Below are 21142 nucleotides of genomic sequence, written 5' to 3'. Positions count from 1 at the left end.
CCGAGTTCGGCTCGATATCTCAAGCTGGCGAGGGGAAAGGGAGCCGATCTTCATGCTTTTCAATGCCGGAGTTCGACTCAAGACGTTCAGGTCGGCGTACCTCGAGCATCCACCTCGGTCAGTCCCCTCTCCCTTTGGGAGAGGGCTAGGGTGAGGGGCTTTTTGTTTTTCAGCTTTTAGCCTTCCACAGCAGGAATATGCCCGAACATCTCCTGCGTAAACGCCACCCGCTCTTCAACCGATTCCGTCACCCCACGCGCCTTCAGCTCTTCCAGCCGCGCTTCAACCGCATGGGTACGCAACGTCAGCCCACAATCATTGGCAATCTGAATATTCAGCCCAGGCCGCGCATTCAGCTCGAGAATCAGTGGGCCTTTCTCCTGATCAAGCACCATATCAACACCGATATAGCCCAACCCGCACAGCTCATAACAGCCAGCTGCGAGCTTCATGAAACCGTCCCAGTAGGGCAGTTGCACGCCGTCCACCGCGTTGGTGGTGTCAGGGTGTTTGGCGATGATGTTGTTCAGCCAGGTGCCGCGCAACGTCAGACCCGTGGCCAGGTCAACACCGACACCGATGGCGCCCTGGTGCAGGTTGGCCTTGCCGCCGGACTGCCGGGTCGGCAAGCGCAGCATGGCCATCACCGGGTAGCCCATCAGCACGATGATGCGGATGTCCGGCACGCCTTCGTAGCTGATGCTCTTGAAGATCTGATCCGGGGTCACGCGGTATTCGATCAGCGCCCGATCACGGTGGCCGCCGAGCGAATACAGGCCAGTGAGGATGCTCGAGATGTGATGCTCCAGCTCTTCATGAGCGAGGATCTTGCCTGACACCGTGCGATAGCGGCCCTCGAAGCGGTCGGCAATCACGATGATGCCGTCACCGCCAGCGCCTTGGGCCGGTTTGATCACGAAGTCGTTGCGCCCGCCGATGATCTCGTCGAGCTTGTCGATTTCCTTCTCGGTGGAGATCACGCCGTACAGCTCCGGCACGTGAATGCCGGCCTCGATGGCGCGTTCCTTGGTGATGATCTTGTCATCGACAATCGGGTACAGGCTGCGCTTGTTGTACTTGAGCACGTAGTCGGCGTTACGCCGATTGATGCCCATGATGCCCCGCGCCTCCAGGGCCTTCCAGGTCTTCCAGAAACCGAACATCAGGCGTCAGCCTTCTTCAGGAAAGCCTTGAAGCGCACCAGCTCGGTCAGGCGGTAGCCGCGATAACGACCCATCGCCAACATGAAGCCGACCAGAATCAGCAGGATCGCCGGGAAGGTGAACACGAAGTAGACCAGCTCTGGCACGGTCATGATCAGGTGCGCGAGTGACGCCGCGAACAGCGTGCCGATCGCGACTTTCATCGCATGGCTGGCGCCGCGTTCTTCCCAGGTGATCGACAGACGTTCGATGGTCATGGTCAGAATCACCATCGGGAACAACGCCACCGACAGCCCGCGTTCCAGGCCGAGTTTGTGGCTGAACAGGCTGATCGCCGCGATCAACACTACAACAAAGGTCAGCACCACCGAGAGTCGCGGCAGCATTTGCAGCTTCAGGTGTTCCAGATACGAACGTAACGATAGGCCCAGCGCCGTGATCACGGTAAACAGCAGAATGCCGAAGCCCAGTTGCGTTTCGCGGAAGGCGAGGGCGATCAGCACCGGGGTGAACGTGCCGAGTGTCTGCAGGCCGATCAGGTTGCGCAGAATCAGGATCACCAGCACGCCGATCGGGATCATCACCATGATCATGAACGTCTGCTGAGTCTGCAGCGGCAAGCCGTACAGCGAGTATTCGAGGAAGTTGGCGTCGGTGTTTTCGTCCGTCAGCTTGGCCAGACGAATCGCGTTCATCTCGCTGTTGTTCAGGCTGAAGGTCACGTTGGCTTTCTTGCCGCCGTCGACGGTGATCAGGTTTTCATCGCCGGTCCACCACAGCAGGCGGTCGGTCGGCAGGCCTTGCTCACCGGTTTCCGGGTTGAAGTACAGCCAGTCGTTGCCGTTGAAGCTGCGCAGCCACAGTTCAGGCGTTTGCGGCTGGTCGGCGACGAGGCGGATGGTGTGGACTTTTTCCACCGGCACGTGGGCGATGGACAACAGCAGTTCAACGATTTTGGCTTTGTGCGGCGTCGACGGATCGCCGGCCAGCAGCAGTTTCACGTTGTCGTCGTTGACGTTGTTGACGCGTTTGATCGCCTCGCCAATAAAGGTTTCGACGTCGGCGGAATGCTGGCGGATCGGCGCGAGCAGGGCTTCGGCGGCGATTTTCTCAGGGCCTTCGATGGCGATGCTGTCGCGGAAGGTCGGGCCTTTGATCTTGGATTTTTCGGCGGTGTAACGCTTGGTCAGCACCAAACGGTAATAAAGCGTCTGGTTGCCCTTGGCCCGGCGCGCCGACCAGGTGACCTTGCGGTTGCCGTCGACGCGGTTGACGGCGACACCGTAGTTATTGGAGATAAAGCTTTCATTGAGGCTGACGTAATCGCGGCTCAACGGTGGCACGAACATCTGGATCTTCACCGGATCCTTGGTGCTGGCGACGAACTCGACCTTGGCGTCGATGTTCCACAAGTCGTCGGTGGCGTCTTCGGTCACCGGGATGCCGAGCACGAAAATCTGATAGGCCGTAACCGAAACGCCCAGGAGCACCAGAATGGTGATCAGGATTTTCAGGTGGAAGGTTAGAGAACGCATGGAAATTACTCGGCGGTATGAGCGGCGATGGTGCAGGCGGGTTTGCCGGCAGCGTATTTAAGGCTTGGATCGACCAGCGCATCAAAGCGTTTCAGCGCTTCGGAGCCAATCAAAAGCGGATATTGGAACGCACTTCGGTCGGTCAGGTTCACTTCGATGCTGCGCATCGCCGTGCCCATGCAGATATCCAGCTCGATCACCGGACGGGCGGTATACTTCTTGCCTTCCTCCGGGTCGTAATCGCCAGCGCGGCGCTTGATCTTGCTGACCCGCGCCAGCGGCCGTTCGATCGGGTGCGAATGCGCGGCGTCGATGGCCAGGTAGAAACGTACCCAGGACTCACCGTTGCGTTTAAAGCGTTTGATGTCGCGGGCACTCAGCGATGCGGTTTTCGCACCGGTGTCGAGTTTTGCCGCAACTTCCAGGTTGATGCCGTCAAGCGAAGCGTATTCGTTGAGGCCGTACACGGTTTTTTCCCCCGCGGCGGCGAGGCCGGGCAGGCAAAACAGGGCAAAGAATGTGGGAAAAGGCTTGAGTCTCATAAATCCTGGTGCGCAGCGTTCCGTTTTCGGTTCAGGTCCTTGGCAAAACTTGCGCAAGGCCCTTCGTGTGCCTGGCAGCTTTTTATGACAAGCCGTACAAATGGCCAGCAAATGCGGGCGGCATTCTAGCACGGTGGGTTTATGGCGCCAGCGCTTGGGCCGGTCTATAAAAGATCAGAAGATCGCAGCCTTCGGCAGCTCCTACATTGGATTTGCGTGCGCCCTGTAGGAGCTGCCGAAGGCTGCGATCTTTTAAGGTTATTAGACGATTGTCGACAATACCTATTTATCCTTTGACTGATGCGGGCGAATTGGCTAGTTTTTGCCGCATTGGATTTAAAGGTGTCGACAATCATGCTGGATCAACTCGATCCCCCGGTCATCAGCGGCGACGATTCCGAGACGCTCTCGGAAAACGTCTTCCGGCGTATTCAAGCGGCCATCGTCAAAGGTGAGATCGCCCCGGGCAGCAAGATCTCAGAGCCGGAGCTGGCGCGCACCTACGGCATCAGTCGCGGGCCGTTGCGTGAGGCGATTCATCGCCTGGAAGGCCAGCGCCTGCTGGTGCGTGTACCGCACGTCGGTGCGCGGGTGGTGTCGCTCAGTCATGCCGAATTGCTCGAACTCTACGAAATCCGCGAATCCCTCGAAGGCATGGCCTGCCGTCTGGCGGCCGAACGCATGAGCGTCGAAGAAATCGACGAACTGCGCCGGGTGCTGGAAACCCACGAGCGCGATGCGGCGTTTCAGGCCGGCGTTGGCTATTACCAGCAGGAAGGCGATTTCGACTTCCACTACCGGATCATCCAGGGCAGCGGCAACCGCACGCTGACGCAGATGCTCTGCGGCGAGCTGTATCAACTGGTGCGCATGTACCGCATCCAGTTCTCGACCACGCCGAACCGCCCGCGCCAGGCCTTTGCCGAACACCACCGGATTCTCGATGCCATCGCCGACCGTGACGGCGAACTCGCGGAATTGTTGATGCGCCGTCACATCGGCGCTTCTAAACGCAACATCGCCCGTCATTACCAGGACGGCGCCCACAACAAGACAGCCACTGAACGAGGTGAGTCATGAGTTCCAACCTGAACACTCCAGGCCAGCGTTTCCGCGATGCGGTCGCCAGCGAGCATCCATTGCAAGTGGTCGGCGCGATCAACGCCAACCACGCGCTGCTGGCCAAGCGCGCCGGTTTCAAGGCGATCTACCTGTCCGGTGGCGGCGTGGCCGCAGGTTCCCTCGGCGTGCCGGATCTGGGCATCACCGGCCTGGACGACGTGCTGACTGACGTGCGGCGCATCACCGACGTCTGCGATCTGCCGCTGCTGGTCGACGTCGACACCGGTTTCGGCTCGTCGGCGTTCAATGTGGCGCGCACGGTCAAGTCGATGATCAAGTTCGGCGCGGCGGCGATTCACATCGAGGACCAGGTTGGCGCCAAGCGTTGTGGCCATCGTCCTAATAAAGAGATCGTCAGCCAGCAGGAAATGGTTGATCGCATCAAGGCTGCGGTGGATGCGCGTACCGATGACAGCTTCGTGATCATGGCGCGAACCGATGCACTGGCGGTGGAAGGTCTGGAGTCGGCACTCGATCGCGCAGCCGCGTGCATCGAGGCTGGTGCCGACATGATTTTCCCGGAAGCCATCACTGAGCTGGAGATGTACAAACTGTTCGCCAACCGCGTAAAAGCGCCGATCCTGGCCAATATCACCGAGTTCGGCGCGACGCCGCTGTACACCACCGAGCAACTGGCTGGCGCCGATGTGTCGCTGGTGCTGTATCCGCTGTCGGCGTTCCGCGCGATGAACAAGGCAGCAGAAAACGTTTACACCGCGATCCGCCGCGATGGCACGCAGCAGAATGTCATCGACACCATGCAGACTCGCATGGAGCTTTACGATCGCATCGACTACCACACCTTCGAGCAGAAGCTCGATGCGTTGTTTGCACAAAAGAAAGGCTGAACAAGATCCCCTGTGGGAGCGAGCCTGCTCGCGAAGGACGCCAACGATGACGCGGTGTCCCTGACGCACCGAGGTGTTCCAGCCACCTTCGCGAGCAGGCTTGCTCCCACAAGTTTTCCCCATACAAATTCAAAAAGATTGGAGAACACAATGGCCGAAGCAAAAGTACTCAGTGGTGCCGGGCTCCGTGGCCAGGTTGCCGGGCAAACCGCACTGTCCACCGTGGGCCAGGCCGGTGCCGGGCTGACCTATCGCGGCTACGACGTGCGCGAACTCGCTGCCGATGCGCAATTTGAAGAAGTCGCGTACCTGCTGCTCTACGGCGAGCTGCCGACGAAGGCGCAACTCGACGAATACCAAGGCAAACTGAGCAAGCTGCGCGACCTGCCGCAAGCGCTGAAAGAAGTGCTTGAACGCATCCCCGCCGACGCCCACCCGATGGACGTGATGCGCACCGGTTGCTCGTTCCTTGGCAACCTCGAGCCGGAGCAAGACTTCTCCGAGCAGCGCGACAAGACTGACCGCTTGCTGGCCGCGTTCCCGGCGATCATGTGCTACTGGTATCGCTTCAGCCACGACGGCAAACGCATCAACTGCGTCAGTGACGAGCCGACTATCGGCGGTCACTTCCTGCACCTGCTGCACGACAAGAAGCCAAGCGAACTGCACGTCAAAGTGATGAACGTTTCGCTGATCCTCTACGCCGAACACGAATTCAACGCCTCGACCTTCACCGCGCGCGTTTGTGCGTCGACCCTGTCTGATCTTTATTCCTGCGTGACCGCCGCCATCGGTTCGCTGCGTGGCCCGTTGCACGGCGGCGCCAACGAAGCGGCGATGGAAATGATCGAGCGCTTCTCGTCGCCGGAAGAGGCGATCAAGGGCACCCTCGGCATGCTCGAGCGCAAGGACAAGATCATGGGCTTCGGCCACGCGATCTATAAGGACAGCGATCCGCGCAACGAGGTGATCAAGGGCTGGTCGAAAAAACTCGCGGACGAGGTCGGCGACAAGGTGTTGTTCGCGGTTTCCGAAGCCATCGACAAGACCATGTGGGAGCAGAAAAAACTGTTCCCCAACGCCGATTTCTACCATGCCTCGGCGTACCACTTCATGGGCATTCCGACCAAGCTGTTCACGCCGATCTTCGTCTGCTCGCGCCTGACCGGCTGGGCCGCGCACGTGTTCGAGCAGCGCGCCAACAACCGCATCATCCGTCCAAGCGCCGAATATATCGGCGTTGAACAGCGCAAGTTCGTGCCAATCGAACGTCGCTGAAATGGTGAGCTGACCCGAAGCGCAAGATCACCGCTAAACCCTGTAGGAGTGAGCCTGCTCGCGATGACGGACTGACATTCACCATCGATGTCGACTGATCTACCGCTATCGCGAGCAGGCTCACTCCTACAAGGGACGGTCTGAATCTTGAGTCTGGCGTCAGCCCACCCTTTGCAACCACCGTGACCCGAGTCCTGACCCGATGAACACAGAATTCCGCAAAACCCTGCCCGGCAGTCCTCTGGATTATTTCGACGCCCGCGCGGCAGTCGAGGCGATCCAGCCCGGCAGTTACGACACTTTGCCGTACACCTCCCGCGTGCTGGCGGAAAACCTCGTGCGTCGCTGCGCCCCGGCCACGCTCACCGATTCCCTCAAGCAACTGATCGAGCGCAAACGCGACCTCGACTTCCCGTGGTTCCCGGCGCGCGTGGTCTGCCACGACATTCTCGGCCAGACCGCATTGGTCGACCTCGCCGGCCTGCGCGACGCGATTGCGTTGCAGGGCGGCGACCCAGCGCAGGTCAACCCGGTGGTGCCGACGCAATTGATCGTCGACCACTCGCTGGCGGTGGAAGCGGGCGGTTTCGACAAGCAGGCGTTCGAGAAAAACCGCGCCATCGAAGACCGTCGCAACGAAGACCGTTTCCACTTCATCAACTGGACCAAAAAAGCCTTCAAGAACGTTGATGTGATCCCGCCGGGCAACGGCATCATGCACCAGATCAACCTGGAGAAGATGTCCCCGGTGATCCAGGTGCGTGAGGGCGTCGCGTTCCCTGACACCTGCGTCGGCACCGACAGCCACACCCCGCACGTCGATGCGCTGGGCGTGATTGCCATCGGTGTCGGCGGCCTCGAAGCCGAGAGCGTGATGCTCGGTCGCGCGTCGTGGATGCGCCTGCCGGAAAGCGTCGGCGTCGAACTGACCGGCAAGCTGCAACCGGGCATCACCGCCACTGACATGGTGCTGGCGCTGACCGAATACCTGCGCAAACAGAAAGTCGTCGGCGCCTGGCTGGAGTTCTTCGGCGAAGGTGCGGCGGCGCTGACCCTCGGCGACCGCGCGACCATCTCCAACATGGCCCCGGAATACGGCGCCACTGCAGCGATGTTCTACATTGACCAACAGACTATCGATTACCTGAAACTGACCGGTCGTGAAGACCAGCAAGTGCAGCTCGTAGAGCAGTACGCCAAGCTCACCGGCCTGTGGGCCGATAGCCTGAAAGGTGCGCAATACGAGCGCGGCCTGACTTTCGATCTGTCCTCGGTAGTGCGCAACATGGCCGGCCCGAGCAACCCGCACGCGCGCGTTGCGGTGGCGGATCTGGCGGCCAAAGGCATCTCCGGGCAGTGGGAGGACGTGCCGGGGCAAATGCCCGACGGCGCGGTGATCATCGCCGCCATCACCAGTTGCACCAACACCAGTAACCCGCGCAACGTGATTGCCGCCGGACTGCTGGCGCGCAACGCCAACAAGCTTGGCCTGACCCGCAAACCGTGGGTGAAATCCTCGCTGGCGCCGGGTTCGAAAACCGTGGCGCTGTACCTCGACGAAGCGGGGCTGACCACTGAGCTGGAGCAGCTCGGTTTCGGTGTTGTCGCCTTCGCTTGCACCACCTGCAACGGCATGTCCGGCGCGCTCGATCCGCTGATCCAGCAAGAGATCATCGATCGCGATCTGTACGCCACCGCCGTGCTTTCCGGCAACCGCAATTTCGACGGCCGCATTCACCCGTATGCCAAGCAAGCGTTCCTCGCTTCGCCGCCGCTGGTGGTCGCATACGCCATCGCCGGGACCATCCGTTTCGACATCGAAAAAGATGTGTTGGGCGTGGTCGACGGCAAGGAAATCCGCCTGAAGGACATCTGGCCGAGCGACGAAGAAATCGACGCCGTGGTGAAATCTTCGGTCAAGCCTGAGCAATTCCGTCAGGTCTACATTCCGATGTTCGCCGTCCACGAAGACACCGGCCCGAAAGTCACGCCGCTGTACGACTGGCGCGAAATGAGCACCTACATTCGCCGTCCACCGTACTGGGAAGGCGCGCTGGCCGGCGCACGTCCGCTTAAGGGTATGCGCCCGCTGGCGGTGCTGCCGGACAACATCACCACCGATCACCTGTCGCCATCCAACGCGATCATGCTCGACAGCGCCGCCGGCGAATACCTGGCGAAAATGGGCTTGCCGGAAGAGGACTTCAACTCTTACGCCACCCACCGTGGCGACCACTTGACCGCGCAGCGCGCGACGTTTGCCAACCCGAAACTGTTCAATGAAATGGTCGTGGAAGACGGCAAGGTCAAACAGGGTTCGCTGGCCCGCGTCGAGCCGGAAGGCAAAGTGATGCGCATGTGGGAAGCCATCGAAACCTACATGGAGCGCAAGCAGCCGCTGATCATTATTGCCGGCGCCGATTACGGTCAGGGTTCGTCCCGTGACTGGGCGGCGAAAGGCGTGCGTCTGGCCGGTGTCGAGGCGATTGCCGCAGAAGGTTTCGAGCGCATTCACCGCACCAACCTGGTGGGCATGGGCGTGTTGCCACTGGAGTTCAAGCCGGGCACTGACCGTCACACCCTGGCCATCGACGGCAGCGAAACCTACGACGTGATCGGCGAGCGCAAACCGCGCGCGGACCTGACGCTGGTGATCCATCGCAAGAACGGCGAGCGCGTTGACGTGCCGGTGACCTGCCGTCTGGATACCGCTGAAGAAGTGTCGATCTATGAGGCTGGCGGCGTGTTGCAGCGCTTCGCTCAGGACTTCCTCGAAGAGTCGGCGGTTGCCGTTTAAATCTACTGATGCAGGCGTGAGGCTTGGGTCTCACGTCTGTGGTTAAGGAGCACCATGGCTCACGCACCACAAATCAAAATCCCTGCGACCTACATGCGCGGCGGCACCAGCAAAGGCGTGTTTTTCAGCCTCAAGGACCTGCCCGAGGCGGCACAGATTCCCGGCCCGACCCGCGACGCTTTGCTGCTGCGCGTGATCGGCAGCCCCGACCCGTACGACAAACAAATTGATGGCATGGGCGGCGCCACGTCCAGCACCAGCAAAACCGTGATCCTGTCGAAAAGCATCAAGGCCGATCACGACGTCGATTACCTGTTCGGTCAGGTCTCCATCGACAAGCCGTTCGTGGACTGGAGCGGCAATTGCGGCAACCTCTCGGCAGCGGTCGGTTCGTTCGCCATCAGCAACGGTCTGGTCGACGCCAGCCGCATTCCGCACAACGGTGTTGCGGTGGTGCGCGTGTGGCAGGCCAACATCGGTAAAACGATTATTGCCCATGTGCCGATCACCAACGGCGAAGTGCAGGAAACCGGTGATTTCGAACTCGACGGCGTGACCTTTCCGGCGGCCGAAGTGCAAGTCGAATTCATGGACCCGGCAGCGGAAGAAGAGGGCGGCGGTGGTTCGATGTTTCCCACCGGCAACCTCATCGATGAGCTGGAAGTACCGGGTGTCGGCACGTTCAAGGCGACCATGATCAATGCTGGCATCCCGACGATTTTCGTCAATGCTGAAGACATCGGTTACACCGGCACCGAGTTGCAGAGCGCGATCAACAGCGATCCGCAAGCGCTGCAGATGTTCGAGACGATTCGGGCTTATGGCGCGTTGCGCATGGGTCTGATATCGAATCTCGATGAAGCGGCCAAACGTCAGCACACGCCGAAAGTCGCGTTTGTTGCCAAGCCTGCTGATTACGTGGCGTCGAGTGGCAAAGCGGTTGGCGCCGGTGATGTGGATTTGCTGGTGCGCGCCTTGTCGATGGGCAAGTTGCATCACGCGATGATGGGCACGGCGGCGGTGGCGATTGGTACGGCGGCAGCCATTTCCGGGACATTGGTGAACCTTGCAGCGGGTGGTGTTGAACGTAGTGCCGTGCGTTTTGGGCATCCGTCCGGGACGTTGCGCGTTGGCGCTGAAGCGAGCCTGGAAAACGGCGAGTGGGTGGTGAAGAAAGCCATCATGAGCCGTAGTGCTCGGGTGCTGATGGAAGGCTACGTCCGCGTCCCCGGGGATTCTTTCTAACTTGAGATCTTATACCCTCACCCCAGCCCTCTCCCAAAGGGAGAGGGGGCCGACCGAGGTGTCTGGGGTTGTACATCGACCTGAAAGATCGAGTCGATTATGGACTCAGGGGGCCGACCGAGGTGGCTGGGATGTTCATCGATCTAATCGATTATGGATTCCGTGGAGATCGTTCACGTCGGTGAACCTCTACAGCATCCCCCAATCGGTTCCCTCTCCCTCGGGAGAGGGCTAGGGTGAGGGGCCACCCACTGAAGAAACCCAAAACAAGCAGGCACCCCAGACCTGCAATCAACCAGACCAACCCAGCCAAGCCCTGAGGAAGACCGCACCCACTCATCATTCCCGCACAGGAGAACCGCAATGAGCGCCAACGTCGACCTGAACAACCGCCCCGACTACGACCGTGTCCTGCAGGACATCGCCGATTACGTCCTCACCTTCAAAGTCACCTCCACCGAAGCCCTCGACACCGCCCGCAACTGCCTGATGGACACGCTGGGCTGCGGCCTGCTGGCGTTGCGCTTTCCCGAATGCACCAAGCATCTGGGCCCGATCGTCGAAGGCACCGTCGTCCCGTTCGGCGCACGCGTTCCCGGCACCTCCTATCGCCTCGACCCGGTCAAGGCCGCGTGGGACATCGGCTGCATCGTCCGCTGGCTCGACTACAACGACACCTGGCTCGCCGCCGAGTGGGGTCATCCATCCGACAACCTCGGCGGGATTCTCGCTGTGGCCGATCATCTTTCGCAGAAGCGTCTGGCCAACGCTGAAGCACCGCTGACGATTCGCGATGTGCTCGAAGCGATGATCATGGCCCACGAAATTCAAGGCGTGATCGCTCTGGAAAACTCCTTCAATCGTGTAGGACTCGATCACGTCATTCTGGTGAAAGTCGCTTCAACCGCCGTTACCGCCAAACTGATGGGCGCTCATCGTGAGCAACTGCTGTCGGCGTTGTCCCATGCATTCGCCGATGGTCAGGCGCTGCGCACCTATCGACATGCACCGAACGCCGGTTCGCGAAAGTCCTGGGCGGCGGGGGATGCGACGAGTCGTGGTGTGCGACTGGCCGACATCGCCATGCGCGGCGAGATGGGTATTCCCGGCGTGCTGACTGCGAAACAGTGGGGCTTTTATGACGTGCTGTTCAGCCACACCAATAGCGATCTGGCGCTGAAACCGGAGAATAAACGCGCCTTCAGTTTCTCGCGCTCGTTCGGCAGTTATGTGATGGAAAACGTGCTGTTCAAGATCAGTTTCCCCGCCGAATTCCACGCGCAAACCGCCTGCGAAGCCGCGGTGACCTTGCACCCGCAAGTGCGCAATCGTCTGCATGAAATCGACCGCATCGTCATCACCACCCACGAATCGGCGATTCGCATTATTTCCAAGGTCGGGCCGCTGGCCAACGCTGCCGACCGCGACCACTGCATCCAGTACATGACCGCCGTGCCACTGGCCTTTGGCAATCTGGTCGCCGAGCAGTACGAAGACGATTTCCACCGGGCGCATCCGATCATCGATGTGCTACGCGAAAAAATGGTCATCGTCGAGGAGCCGCGTTTCACCCGTGAATATCTGGAGCCCGACAAGCGCTCGATCGCCAACGCCGTGCAGGTGTTTTTCAAGGATGGCAGCAGCACTGAAAACGTCGTCGTGGAATACCCGATCGGTCATCGTCGCCGCCGTGTCGAGGGCATTCCATTGCTGGAAGACAAGTTCAAGGCCAATCTGGCTACACGTTTCACCGGCCAGCGCAGCGGCGAAATTTTCGCGTTGTGCAAGGATCCGGCGCAGCTCGAAGCCACCCCGGTCAATCGTTTTGTGGATATGTTCGTTATCTGAACCACTTTTCCACAGGCAATTTGGTGATCGCAAACCCGCTCAACAAAACCGCCGAATAGATCATCAGCTCCCGGGACAGGGTTTGCCCCTCGTACCAGGCGCCGATGATCACAGCGAACACCGGGAAAATGATAAACACGAACGACAGGATGATCGGGCTCAAGCGTTTAAGCAGCAAAAAGTAAACGATGAATCCGCCCACCGATGCCACCAGCCCCAGATACAGCAGGGCGCCCCACGAGCGCGCGCTGACATCGCTGAATACCGGCGTCTCAACGCTCAATCCGACAATAAATAACATCGCCCCGGCAATGCCGATTGGCAGCGTGTTGTAGGTGATCACGCTGATCGCGCTGCCGTGTTTTTTCGTCACTACGTAACACAGCGCATGCATCACCGCCGCACAGAGAATCGCCAATACTCCCAGCCATTCCGCTTGATCCAGATGCAGGCCCTGACTACGAATAATCATGAACAGACTGCCAAAACCAATGGCGATGCCGAGCATTTGTGACGGGTAGATTCTCTCGCGCAGAAACAGCGCGGAAAACAACAGGATAAACACCGGCATGCAACTGAACAGCAGGGCGGTCAGGCCGGACGATACGTGCATCTCACCGTAGTTGAGCAGGTAGTAAGGCAGGCTGAAATACGACAGCGTGACGAACACAAAGAACCAGCGGCTTTGCCGGGGAAACAACAGCGGTTCCTTGCGCAACAGCGCGAAGCTCAGGAACAGCGGAAAAGCAATCAGAAAACGCAGCCCGGCGGCCGTCAGCGGCGGCACGCTTTCCACCGCAATCTTGATCCCCAGCCACGTCGTGCCCCAACTCAAACAGACGATGAGAAACAGCGTGCTGGTGATCAATCCGGCGAGCCAGGGTTTGCTGATGTGCATCGGTGTGCTGACGGCGGTCGACATGTGGCGTACTCCGAACGGTGGAATTGACCTGATCGCGGAAACGGTCTATTTCTGATTGAACCTTTTTAAGCACGCTATTCGGGGCGAGAATGACTGTCAAAGTAAGTATTGCCATGGTGTCAATCCTCCGTGATGGACTCGCCAATGGCGTGGGCGTGAAGTACAAACGCCTGGCGAATGCCGTCGCGCAGGCCATCGACGAAGGCGTAATCGATGCCGGTAGCAAACTGCCGCCGCACCGGTTGTTGGCCGACAGTCTCGGAGTGACCATCGGTACGATCAGCCGTGCCTATGGCGAATTGGAACGCGTGGGGTTGGTCGTCGCCCGCGTCGGAGATGGCACTTATGTGTGTCAGCGCGGGATGGAACGGCCGCAGGACAAAGGCTTTCGTAATGTCAGCGATGAGCCGTCAGCCTGCTTCGACATGAGCCGCAACCAGCCTATTCCGGCGCAGGAAGCGGCGTTCATGAGCCAGAGTCTGCAGGAACTGGCCAGCGATCCTCGGGTGCTGCAACAGTTGACCGGGTACACCGCTGAAGCCGGGTTGGCGCGGCATCGTGTGGCGGGGGCGGTGTGGTTGCAGCATGCGGCGTATGTCCCGCATGCCGATCAGGTGTTGTGCGTCAACGGTGGCCAGCATGGTCTGCTGTGCACGTTGATGGGCTTGCTCAAGGCCGGCGACACCGTTGTGACCGAGCATTTGTCCTACCCGGGATTGATCGGCGTCGCACGCCAGCTCGGAATAAAACTCATTGGCGCGGCAATGGATGACGAAGGGCTTTTACCGTCGGCGCTCGAGGACATTTGTCGTCAGCATCGTGTTTCAGCACTGTATTGCACCCCGACGATCCAGAATCCTACGGCCGCTGTAATGTCCATCCCACGGCGCGAGGCGATTGCCGACCTCTGTCGTCAAAACAATCTGCTGATTATCGAAGACGAGGCCCATGCCGTTCTGGATCGCCAGCGCCCATTGCCGCTCAGCTATTTTGCGCCGGAGCGATCGGTGTTGATCGGCAGCCTGAGCAAGGCTGTTTCGGCGGGGCTGCGCGTCGGTTATCTGCATGCGCCGCAAGCTTTGATCGGACGTTTGAGTGCCGCCATCCGCGCAACGTGCTGGATGGCCAATCCGTTATCGATGGAAGTCGCGAGCCTGTGGATTGAAAGCGGCATGGCCGAGCGTTTACTGGACGAGCAGATCAGCGAGATCGCTCGGCGCAAAGCGTTGGTGGCGCCTGTGCTGCAGGGTTTGAACTACAAGACTCACCCTTACAGTCCGCACTTCTGGGTGGAGGTGCCTGAGCTGTGGCGGGCGTCGCAGATTGCGGCGGAGTTGAAGGAGAACAACTATCTGGTGGCCACCGCTGAGGCGTTTGCGGTGGGGCACGCAGCAGTGCCGCAATTTATTCGGGTGAGTGTGTGTAATGCGGTGGGGGATGATCGCTTGCTGCAGGCAGGTTTTGAAGCTCTGGCCAAGGCATTAACAGACACCGTGTGATCGTTCTTCGCGAGCAGGCTCGCTCCCACATTCGACCGCATTTCAACGGGATAAACGCGATCAAACTGTGGGAGCGAGCCTGCTCGCGAAGGCGTCAGATCAAGCAATACAGACCTATTTGAACCGCCGCTCCACACCTTTCTCCACCAGAATCTTCGCCGAAATCTCTTCCACGGAAAAATGCGTGGAGTTGATGTTGGGGATGTTCTCGCGACGGAACAGATTCTCCACTTCACGCACCTCGAACTCGCACTGGGCGTAGCTCGAATAACGGCTGTTGGGCTTGCGCTCGTTGCGGATTGCGGTGAGGCGGTCGGGGTCGATGGTCAGGCCGAACAGCTTGTGCTGATGAGCGCGCAGGGCCGTCGGCAGGGTCAGGCGTTCCATGTCGTCTTCGGTCAGCGGATAGTTGGCCGCGCGAATGCCGAACTGCATGGCCATGTACAGACACGTCGGCGTTTTGCCGCATCGCGACACGCCCACTAGTATCAAATCGGCTTTGTCGTAATAGTGCGTGCGCGCACCGTCGTCGTTGTCGAGGGCAAAGTTAACCGCCTCGATACGCTCCATGTAATTGGAGTTGTGCCCGATCGAATGCGACTTGCCGACGGTGTAGGAAGAATGCTCGGTCAGTTCCTGCTCCAGCGGAGCAAGAAAGGTCGAGAAAATGTCGATCATGAAACCATTGGACGTTGCGAGAATCTCACGGATGTCCTGATTGACGATGGTGTCGAAGATGATCGGGCGAAAGCCGTCGGTTTCAGCGGCTTTGTTGATTTGTTGTACCATGGCCCGCGCTTTTTCAACGCTGTCGATGTACGGTCGCGTGAATTTGCTGAAGGTAATGTTTTCGAACTGCGCCAGAAGGCTTTGACCCAGGGTTTCGGCAGTGATGCCGGTGCCATCGGAGATGAAGAAAGCAGATCGTTTCATTTGCACCTTGGGCCTTAAGCTAATGAGCATTTCTGGATATGATAGGCGCGATTTGTCGGCCGCGACTGGCCCGCATTCTCACTTATTTTCCAGGTCCAGGCCATACAACCGGCCAAGGCTCCCCCGGGCCACCGGTTTCTGAGCTTTTCCAACACAGTTAGTGGAGAGATCACCTTGGTAGAGTACGTAGTTTCCCTCGATAAGCTCGGCAAACACGATGTTGAGCATGTGGGGGGCAAGAACGCATCCCTGGGCGAGATGATCAGTAACCTGGCAGGCGCCGGTGTTTCGGTCCCCGGCGGCTTCGCCACGACGGCCCAGGCCTATCGTGATTTCCTCGAACTGAGCGGCCTCAACGACCAGATCCACAAGGCCCTCGACGCGCTCGACGTTGATGATGTCAACGCCCTGGCCAAGACCGGCGCACAGATCCGTCAATGGATCATGGAAGCCGAATTCCCCGAAAAACTGAATGCCGAGATCCGCACCGCGTTCGCCGCGCTGTCGGCCGGCAATCCTGATGTGGCCGTGGCCGTGCGTTCTTCCGCCACCGCCGAAGACTTGCCGGACGCCTCGTTCGCCGGTCAGCAGGAAACCTTCCTGAACATCCGTGGTGTGGAAAACGTTATCCGCGCCGCCAAAGAGGTGTTCGCGTCGCTGTTCAACGACCGTGCGATCTCCTACCGCGTGCACCAGGGCTTCGACCACAAACTGGTCGCCCTGTCGGCTGGCGTGCAGCGCATGGTGCGTTCGGAAACCGGCACTGCCGGCGTGATGTTCACCCTCGACACCGAATCCGGTTTCCGTGACGTGGTGTTTATCACCGGCGCCTACGGCCTGGGCGAAACCGTCGTACAAGGCGCGGTCAACCCGGATGAGTTCTACGTGCACAAGGGCACGCTGGAGGCCGGTCGTCCGGCGATCCTGCGTCGCAACCTGGGCAGCAAAGCGATCAAGATGATCTATGGCGACGAGGCCAAGGCCGGTCGTTCGGTCAAGACCATTGACGTCGACAAGGCGGATCGCGCGCGTTTCTGTCTGTCCGACGCTGAAGTCAGCGAGCTGGCCAAACAAGCGATGATCATCGAGAAGCACTATGGCTGCCCGATGGACATCGAGTGGGCCAAGGACGGTGACGACGGCAAGCTCTACATCGTGCAGGCGCGTCCGGAAACCGTGAAAAGCCGCACCCAGGCCAACGTCATGGAACGTTACCTGCTGAAAGAAACCGGCACCGTGCTGGTTGAAGGTCGTGCGATTGGCCAGCGCATCGGCGCCGGTAAGGTTCGCATCATCAAAGACGTGTCCGAGATGGACAAAGTCCAGCCGGGCGACGTACTGGTTTCCGACATGACCGACCCGGACTGGGAACCGGTCATGAAGCGCGCCAGCGCGATCGTCACCAACCGTGGCGGCCGTACTTGCCACGCGGCGATCATCGCTCGTGAGCTGGGTATTCCGGCAGTGGTCGGTTGCGGCAACGCCACCCAACTGCTGAAGGATGGCCAGGGCGTGACCGTTTCGTGCGCCGAGGGCGACACCGGTTACATCTTCGAAGGCGAACTGGGCTTCGACATCAAGAAGAACTCCGTCGACGCCATGCCGGAGCTGCCGTTCAAAATCATGATGAACGTCGGCAACCCGGACCGCGCCTTCGACTTCGCGCAACTGCCGAACGCCGGTGTGGGCCTGGCCCGTCTGGAATTCATCATCAACCGCATGATCGGCGTCCACCCGAAAGCGCTGTTGAACTACGACGGTCTGCCGCAGGAAATCAAGGACAGCGTCGATAAGCGTATCGCCGGTTACGACGATCCGGTCGGCTTCTATGTCGAGAAACTGGTTGAAGGCATCAGCACCCTCGCGGCTGCGTTTGCACCGAAGAAAGTTATCGTGCGTCTGTCGGACTTCAAGTCCAACGAATACGCCAACCTGATCGGCGGCAAGCTCTACGAGCCGGAAGAAGAAAACCCGATGCTGGGCTTCCGTGGCGCTTCGCGTTACATCAGCGAATCGTTCCGTGACTGCTTCGAACTCGAATGCCGCGCGCTGAAACGTGTGCGCAACGAGATGGGCCTGACCAACGTCGAAATCATGGTGCCGTTTGTCCGTACTCTGGGCGAAGCCAGCCAGGTTGTTGATCTGCTCGCCGAGAACGGCTTGAAGCGCGGCGACAACGGTCTGCGCGTGATCATGATGTGTGAACTGCCATCCAACGCGATCCTTGCTGAAGAATTCCTCGAATTCTTCGACGGTTTCTCGATCGGTTCCAACGACCTGACTCAGCTGACCCTGGGTCTGGACCGCGATTCCGGTATCATCGCGCACCTGTTCGACGAGCGTAATCCGGCGGTCAAGAAGCTGTTGGCCAACGCGATTGCGGCATGCAACAAGGCCGGCAAGTACATCGGTATCTGCGGTCAGGGTCCTTCGGACCACCCGGATCTGGCCAAGTGGCTGATGGAGCAGGGCATCGAAAGCGTGTCGCTGAACCCGGACTCCGTGCTGGAAACCTGGTTCTTCCTCGCCGAAGGCCAGGCGCAGGCTTGATCAATATGTGAACGGCCTGTTCCCTCTCAGGGGGCGGGCCTTGAGATTCAAGTAGGGCGGGCTCCTGTAGATGCCGCCCTTTTTTGTGCAAGAGCATTATGCAAAGCAGCAGCAACTTATTTCCTGTCGCCCTGATCAGCGCCGAACGGCGTGGTGATCTGAGCGAAGACGTGTATCGCTTGAAACCCGGCAACAGTCCCGACTGGTCCGTGGAAATCGCTGTGACCCGTTTGGGCATGGCCGATGACTCGACGCCTCGCGGTGTGCCGGTGATTCTGCTGCACGGCAGTTTTTCCAATCGGCGCTTCTGGTTCTCACCCAAAGGCCTGGGCTTGGGCGCATATCTGACGCGCCTGGGGTTCGACGTTTGGATTCCGGAGATGCGCGGCCACGGCCTGTCGCAGCGCAATGAGGAATACCGGCGCAATCGCGTGGCCGACTATGCCCGCTACGACCTGCCGGCGATTGCCGCGTTCGTGCGTGAGCAGAGCGGACAGGTGCCGCACTGGATTGGTCATTCGCTGGGCGGCATCACCCTGGCGGCGGCGCTCGGTGGCGAATACCTGGGCGAGCCGGCAGTGGCCTCGGCGGCGTTTTTCGGCACCCAGGTCAGCCGCACCTACTGGCCACTGAAAATCCCGCCAGTGGAGTGGAGCGGGCGCTTTATCCTCAAGCGTTTTGCGCAATTGTCGGGTTCGCGTCTCAAGCGTGGCCCGGAAGATGAGCCGATCGGTCTGGCGCTGGAAAGCATGCGCTGGTACGGCTTGTTCGGTCGTTTTGGCGACAAGGACAAGGATTGGTGGGCGGGGCTGGCCGATGTTCAAGTGCCAGTGCTGGCGGTGACCGCAGCAGGGGATCATCAGGATCCGGCCTGGGCCTGTCGCAAATTGTTCGAGCAGATCGGCTCCGAGCACAAGCAGTTCCTCAATCTGGGGCGCGAGCAGGGCTTCAACGATAATTTCGGCCATGTCGAGATGTTGGTGAGCAAAGCGGCGCAGACCGAGGTCTGGCCATTGGTGTCGCGTTGGTTGAACGATCAGCACACGCCATTGCTGGGTGAGAAGCCGGATCTGGCCGCTGCCGTGTGAGTGCGAAGGCCTTGAAGGGATTTCGTTCGGGTTGGCTTGCGGCTAAGATATGACGCAATGTGCGGATCTGGTCATTTTTGGTGGCGGTTTAGCTATTACGTTTCAGGGTTTGTTCAGGTTCGTTCAGCGACCATGGGATGGACTAAGGTAAACAACGACCACCGAAACTCGTCTCCTCAGAACGCAGCATCCTTGATCGTTTTCCTTTTTACAGGAGTTTTTCGATGAACCATTACCTTACGCCTGATCTGTGCGACGCCTATCCGGAGCTGGTACAGGTGCTGGAACCGATGTTCAGCAATTTCGGCGGCCGTGATTCGTTCGGCGGCGAAATCGTGACCATCAAATGCTTCGAAGACAACTCGCTGGTCAAGGAACAGGCTGAACTCAAGGGCAGCGGCAAGGTGCTGGTGGTCGATGGCGGCGGTTCGCTGCGCCGTGCGCTGCTGGGCGACATGATCGCCGAGAAGGCGGCGAAAAACGGTTGGGAAGGGCTGGTGATCTACGGCTGCATCCGTGACGTTGACGTCATCGCCCAGACCGATCTGGGCGTGCAGGCGCTGGCCAGCCATCCGATGAAAACTGAAAAACGTGGTATTGGCGACCTCAACGTCCCGGTGACTTTCGCCGGTGTGACGTTCCACCCGGGCCACTACATTTATGCGGACAACAACGGCGTGATCATCTCGCCGAGTCCGCTGAAGATGCCTGAATAAGCTTTTCGACAAAGGGATGCGGATGTTCGAGGAAGAAAACGCGCAGTGGGGGCTAGTGCATGCCCTGGTGCTGGACGGAAAAGGCGGTGCGCGTTCGATAGCCCGGACTGAGCTCGACGATTTGCAGCTGCAGGCCCATGAAAGCCTGTGGCTGCATTGGGATCGCAGCCATCCGCAGACCCAGACCTGGCTGCGCAAATCCAGCGGGCTCAATGAATTCACCTGCGATCTGCTGCTGGAAGAGAACACCCGGCCGCGCCTGTTGCCGCTGCCGGATGCCGAACTGTTGCTGTTTCTGCGCGGGGTCAATCTCAACCCGGGCGCCGAGCCGGAAGACATGGTCTCGGTGCGGATTTTCGCTTCTGCCCAACGGGTGATTTCCCTGCGTTTGCGCCCGTTGCGCGCCACCGATGAGCTGCTGGCGCAATTGGCCGACGGCAACGGCCCGAAAACCTCCTCCGAACTGATCCTTTATCTGGCGCAGTTCCTCACCAACAAGGTGCAGGATCTGGTCACTTGCCTCTCGGAAATCGCCGATGAGGAAGAAGAAAAGATGGATGCCGACGAACGGTATACTCCCGAGCATGGTGCCATTTTGCACATCCGTCGCCGGGCGGCCGGACTAAAGCGATTTCTCGCGCCGCAGCGGGATATTTTCGGACAACTCACGCGGATAAAACTGCCTTGGTTTGTCGATGACGATGCCGATTACTGGAACGAACTGAACAACAGCCTGACCCGCTATCTCGAAGAGCTCGAATTGACCCGAGAGCGCGTGGGGCTTGTGCTGGAGGCCGAAGACCGGCGCTTGAGCGAGCGTATGAATCGCACGATGTACCGCTTCGGGATCATCACCTGCATCTTTTTGCCGATGAGTTTTATCACCGGTCTGCTGGGTATAAATGTCGGCGGAATTCCGTTCTCCAGCAGCCCTTATGGTTTCCTGATTGCCTGTTTGACGGTGCTCGCCCTGGCCTTTGGTCAGTGGTGGTTATTCCGTCGTTTGCGCTGGGTATGAAGATGGCGCATGTGACCCGACCAAATCTGCCCGCGTCT

Annotated in this window: 16 protein-coding genes; 11 read left to right on the top strand and 5 right to left on the bottom strand. The window is 59.5% G+C overall.

Annotated features, from left to right (window positions below; all coding sequences use genetic code 11):
• Positions 1-176: 176 nt before the first annotated feature.
• From AC1DVF_RS06305 to rloA, 3 genes are read right to left on the bottom strand one after another with little or no spacing between them, the layout of a single operon-like run.
• Entirely contained in the window at positions 177-1163 is a 987-nt protein-coding gene (locus AC1DVF_RS06305; RefSeq protein ID WP_093431747.1) for an alpha-L-glutamate ligase-like protein, read from the bottom strand.
• Positions 1163-2698 (bottom strand): osmotic stress tolerance membrane protein RloB, encoded by a 1536-nt coding sequence (gene rloB / locus AC1DVF_RS06300; protein ID WP_093431750.1) that lies wholly within the window; start codon positions 2696-2698, stop codon positions 1163-1165. The genes AC1DVF_RS06305 and rloB overlap by 1 nt, the downstream gene beginning before the upstream one ends.
• Before the next feature lie 5 nt (positions 2699-2703).
• The gene (rloA, locus tag AC1DVF_RS06295) at positions 2704-3240 is read right to left on the bottom strand and encodes a retropepsin-like aspartic peptidase RloA (RefSeq protein ID WP_053116866.1); all 537 of its coding nucleotides are present in this window, start codon (positions 3238-3240) and stop codon (positions 2704-2706) included.
• A 357-nt stretch (positions 3241-3597) separates the two neighbouring features.
• On the opposite strand from rloA, the gene AC1DVF_RS06290 reads away from it, so the two are divergent.
• The 6 genes from AC1DVF_RS06290 to prpD all read left to right on the top strand — a co-directional run bounded on the left by AC1DVF_RS06290 (position 3598) and on the right by prpD (position 12378).
• Positions 3598-4320, top strand: a complete 723-nt coding sequence (locus AC1DVF_RS06290) for a GntR family transcriptional regulator (protein WP_172828118.1) — start codon at positions 3598-3600, stop codon at positions 4318-4320.
• A complete protein-coding gene (gene prpB / locus AC1DVF_RS06285) occupies positions 4317-5210 on the top strand; it encodes a methylisocitrate lyase (RefSeq protein WP_093431754.1) in 894 nt (297 codons plus the stop codon). The genes AC1DVF_RS06290 and prpB overlap by 4 nt, the downstream gene beginning before the upstream one ends.
• A 150-nt stretch (positions 5211-5360) precedes the next feature.
• Positions 5361-6488 carry a bifunctional 2-methylcitrate synthase/citrate synthase gene (gene prpC, locus AC1DVF_RS06280; RefSeq protein ID WP_460090269.1) on the top strand — a complete coding sequence of 376 codons (1128 nt, stop codon included), beginning with the start codon at positions 5361-5363 and terminating at the stop codon, positions 6486-6488.
• A gap of 202 nt (positions 6489-6690) precedes the next feature.
• Positions 6691-9285, top strand: coding sequence for a Fe/S-dependent 2-methylisocitrate dehydratase AcnD (acnD, locus tag AC1DVF_RS06275; protein WP_477782230.1), 2595 nt, complete (start codon positions 6691-6693; stop codon positions 9283-9285).
• 54 nt (positions 9286-9339) lie between these two features.
• Positions 9340-10530: a 2-methylaconitate cis-trans isomerase PrpF gene (prpF, locus tag AC1DVF_RS06270; protein ID WP_257357947.1), complete on the top strand. Its 1191-nt coding sequence runs from the start codon at positions 9340-9342 to the stop codon at positions 10528-10530.
• Between the two features lie 363 nt (positions 10531-10893).
• Positions 10894-12378, top strand: coding sequence for a 2-methylcitrate dehydratase (gene prpD / locus AC1DVF_RS06265; RefSeq protein WP_477782229.1), 1485 nt, complete (start codon positions 10894-10896; stop codon positions 12376-12378).
• On the opposite strand, the gene AC1DVF_RS06260 is transcribed toward prpD, so the two are convergent.
• Positions 12371-13276, bottom strand: coding sequence for a DMT family transporter (locus AC1DVF_RS06260; protein WP_175559587.1), 906 nt, complete (start codon positions 13274-13276; stop codon positions 12371-12373). The genes prpD and AC1DVF_RS06260 overlap by 8 nt on opposite strands.
• A 113-nt stretch (positions 13277-13389) precedes the next feature.
• Here AC1DVF_RS06260 and AC1DVF_RS06255 point away from each other — a divergent pair, with 113 nt between their 5' ends.
• Positions 13390-14799 (top strand): aminotransferase-like domain-containing protein, encoded by a 1410-nt coding sequence (locus AC1DVF_RS06255; protein ID WP_477782228.1) that lies wholly within the window; start codon positions 13390-13392, stop codon positions 14797-14799.
• 114 nt (positions 14800-14913) lie between these two features.
• Here the strand turns inward: AC1DVF_RS06255 and ppsR are convergent, their stop codons facing one another.
• Positions 14914-15732 carry a posphoenolpyruvate synthetase regulatory kinase/phosphorylase PpsR gene (gene ppsR, locus AC1DVF_RS06250; protein ID WP_034152875.1) on the bottom strand — a complete coding sequence of 273 codons (819 nt, stop codon included), beginning with the start codon at positions 15730-15732 and terminating at the stop codon, positions 14914-14916.
• 174 nt (positions 15733-15906) lie between these two features.
• Between ppsR and ppsA the strand changes: the two genes are divergently transcribed.
• From ppsA to AC1DVF_RS06230, 4 genes are all read left to right on the top strand, one after another.
• Entirely contained in the window at positions 15907-18282 is a 2376-nt protein-coding gene (ppsA, locus tag AC1DVF_RS06245) for a phosphoenolpyruvate synthase (protein ID WP_099758458.1), read from the top strand.
• Positions 18283-18380: 98 nt separating this feature from the next.
• Entirely contained in the window at positions 18381-19370 is a 990-nt protein-coding gene (locus AC1DVF_RS06240; protein WP_460090273.1) for an alpha/beta fold hydrolase, read from the top strand.
• Positions 19371-19594: 224 nt separating this feature from the next.
• Complete coding sequence (gene rraA / locus AC1DVF_RS06235; RefSeq protein WP_093431777.1) at positions 19595-20086, top strand: ribonuclease E activity regulator RraA; 492 nt, start codon at positions 19595-19597, stop codon at positions 20084-20086.
• 22 nt (positions 20087-20108) lie between these two features.
• Positions 20109-21104 carry a zinc transporter ZntB gene (locus AC1DVF_RS06230; RefSeq protein WP_093431779.1) on the top strand — a complete coding sequence of 332 codons (996 nt, stop codon included), beginning with the start codon at positions 20109-20111 and terminating at the stop codon, positions 21102-21104.
• Positions 21105-21142: the final 38 nt, after the last annotated feature.

It is taken from the genome of Pseudomonas sp. P4_D7, from assembly GCF_056401755.1.
This window is presented reverse-complemented; position numbering and strand designations above follow the sequence as displayed.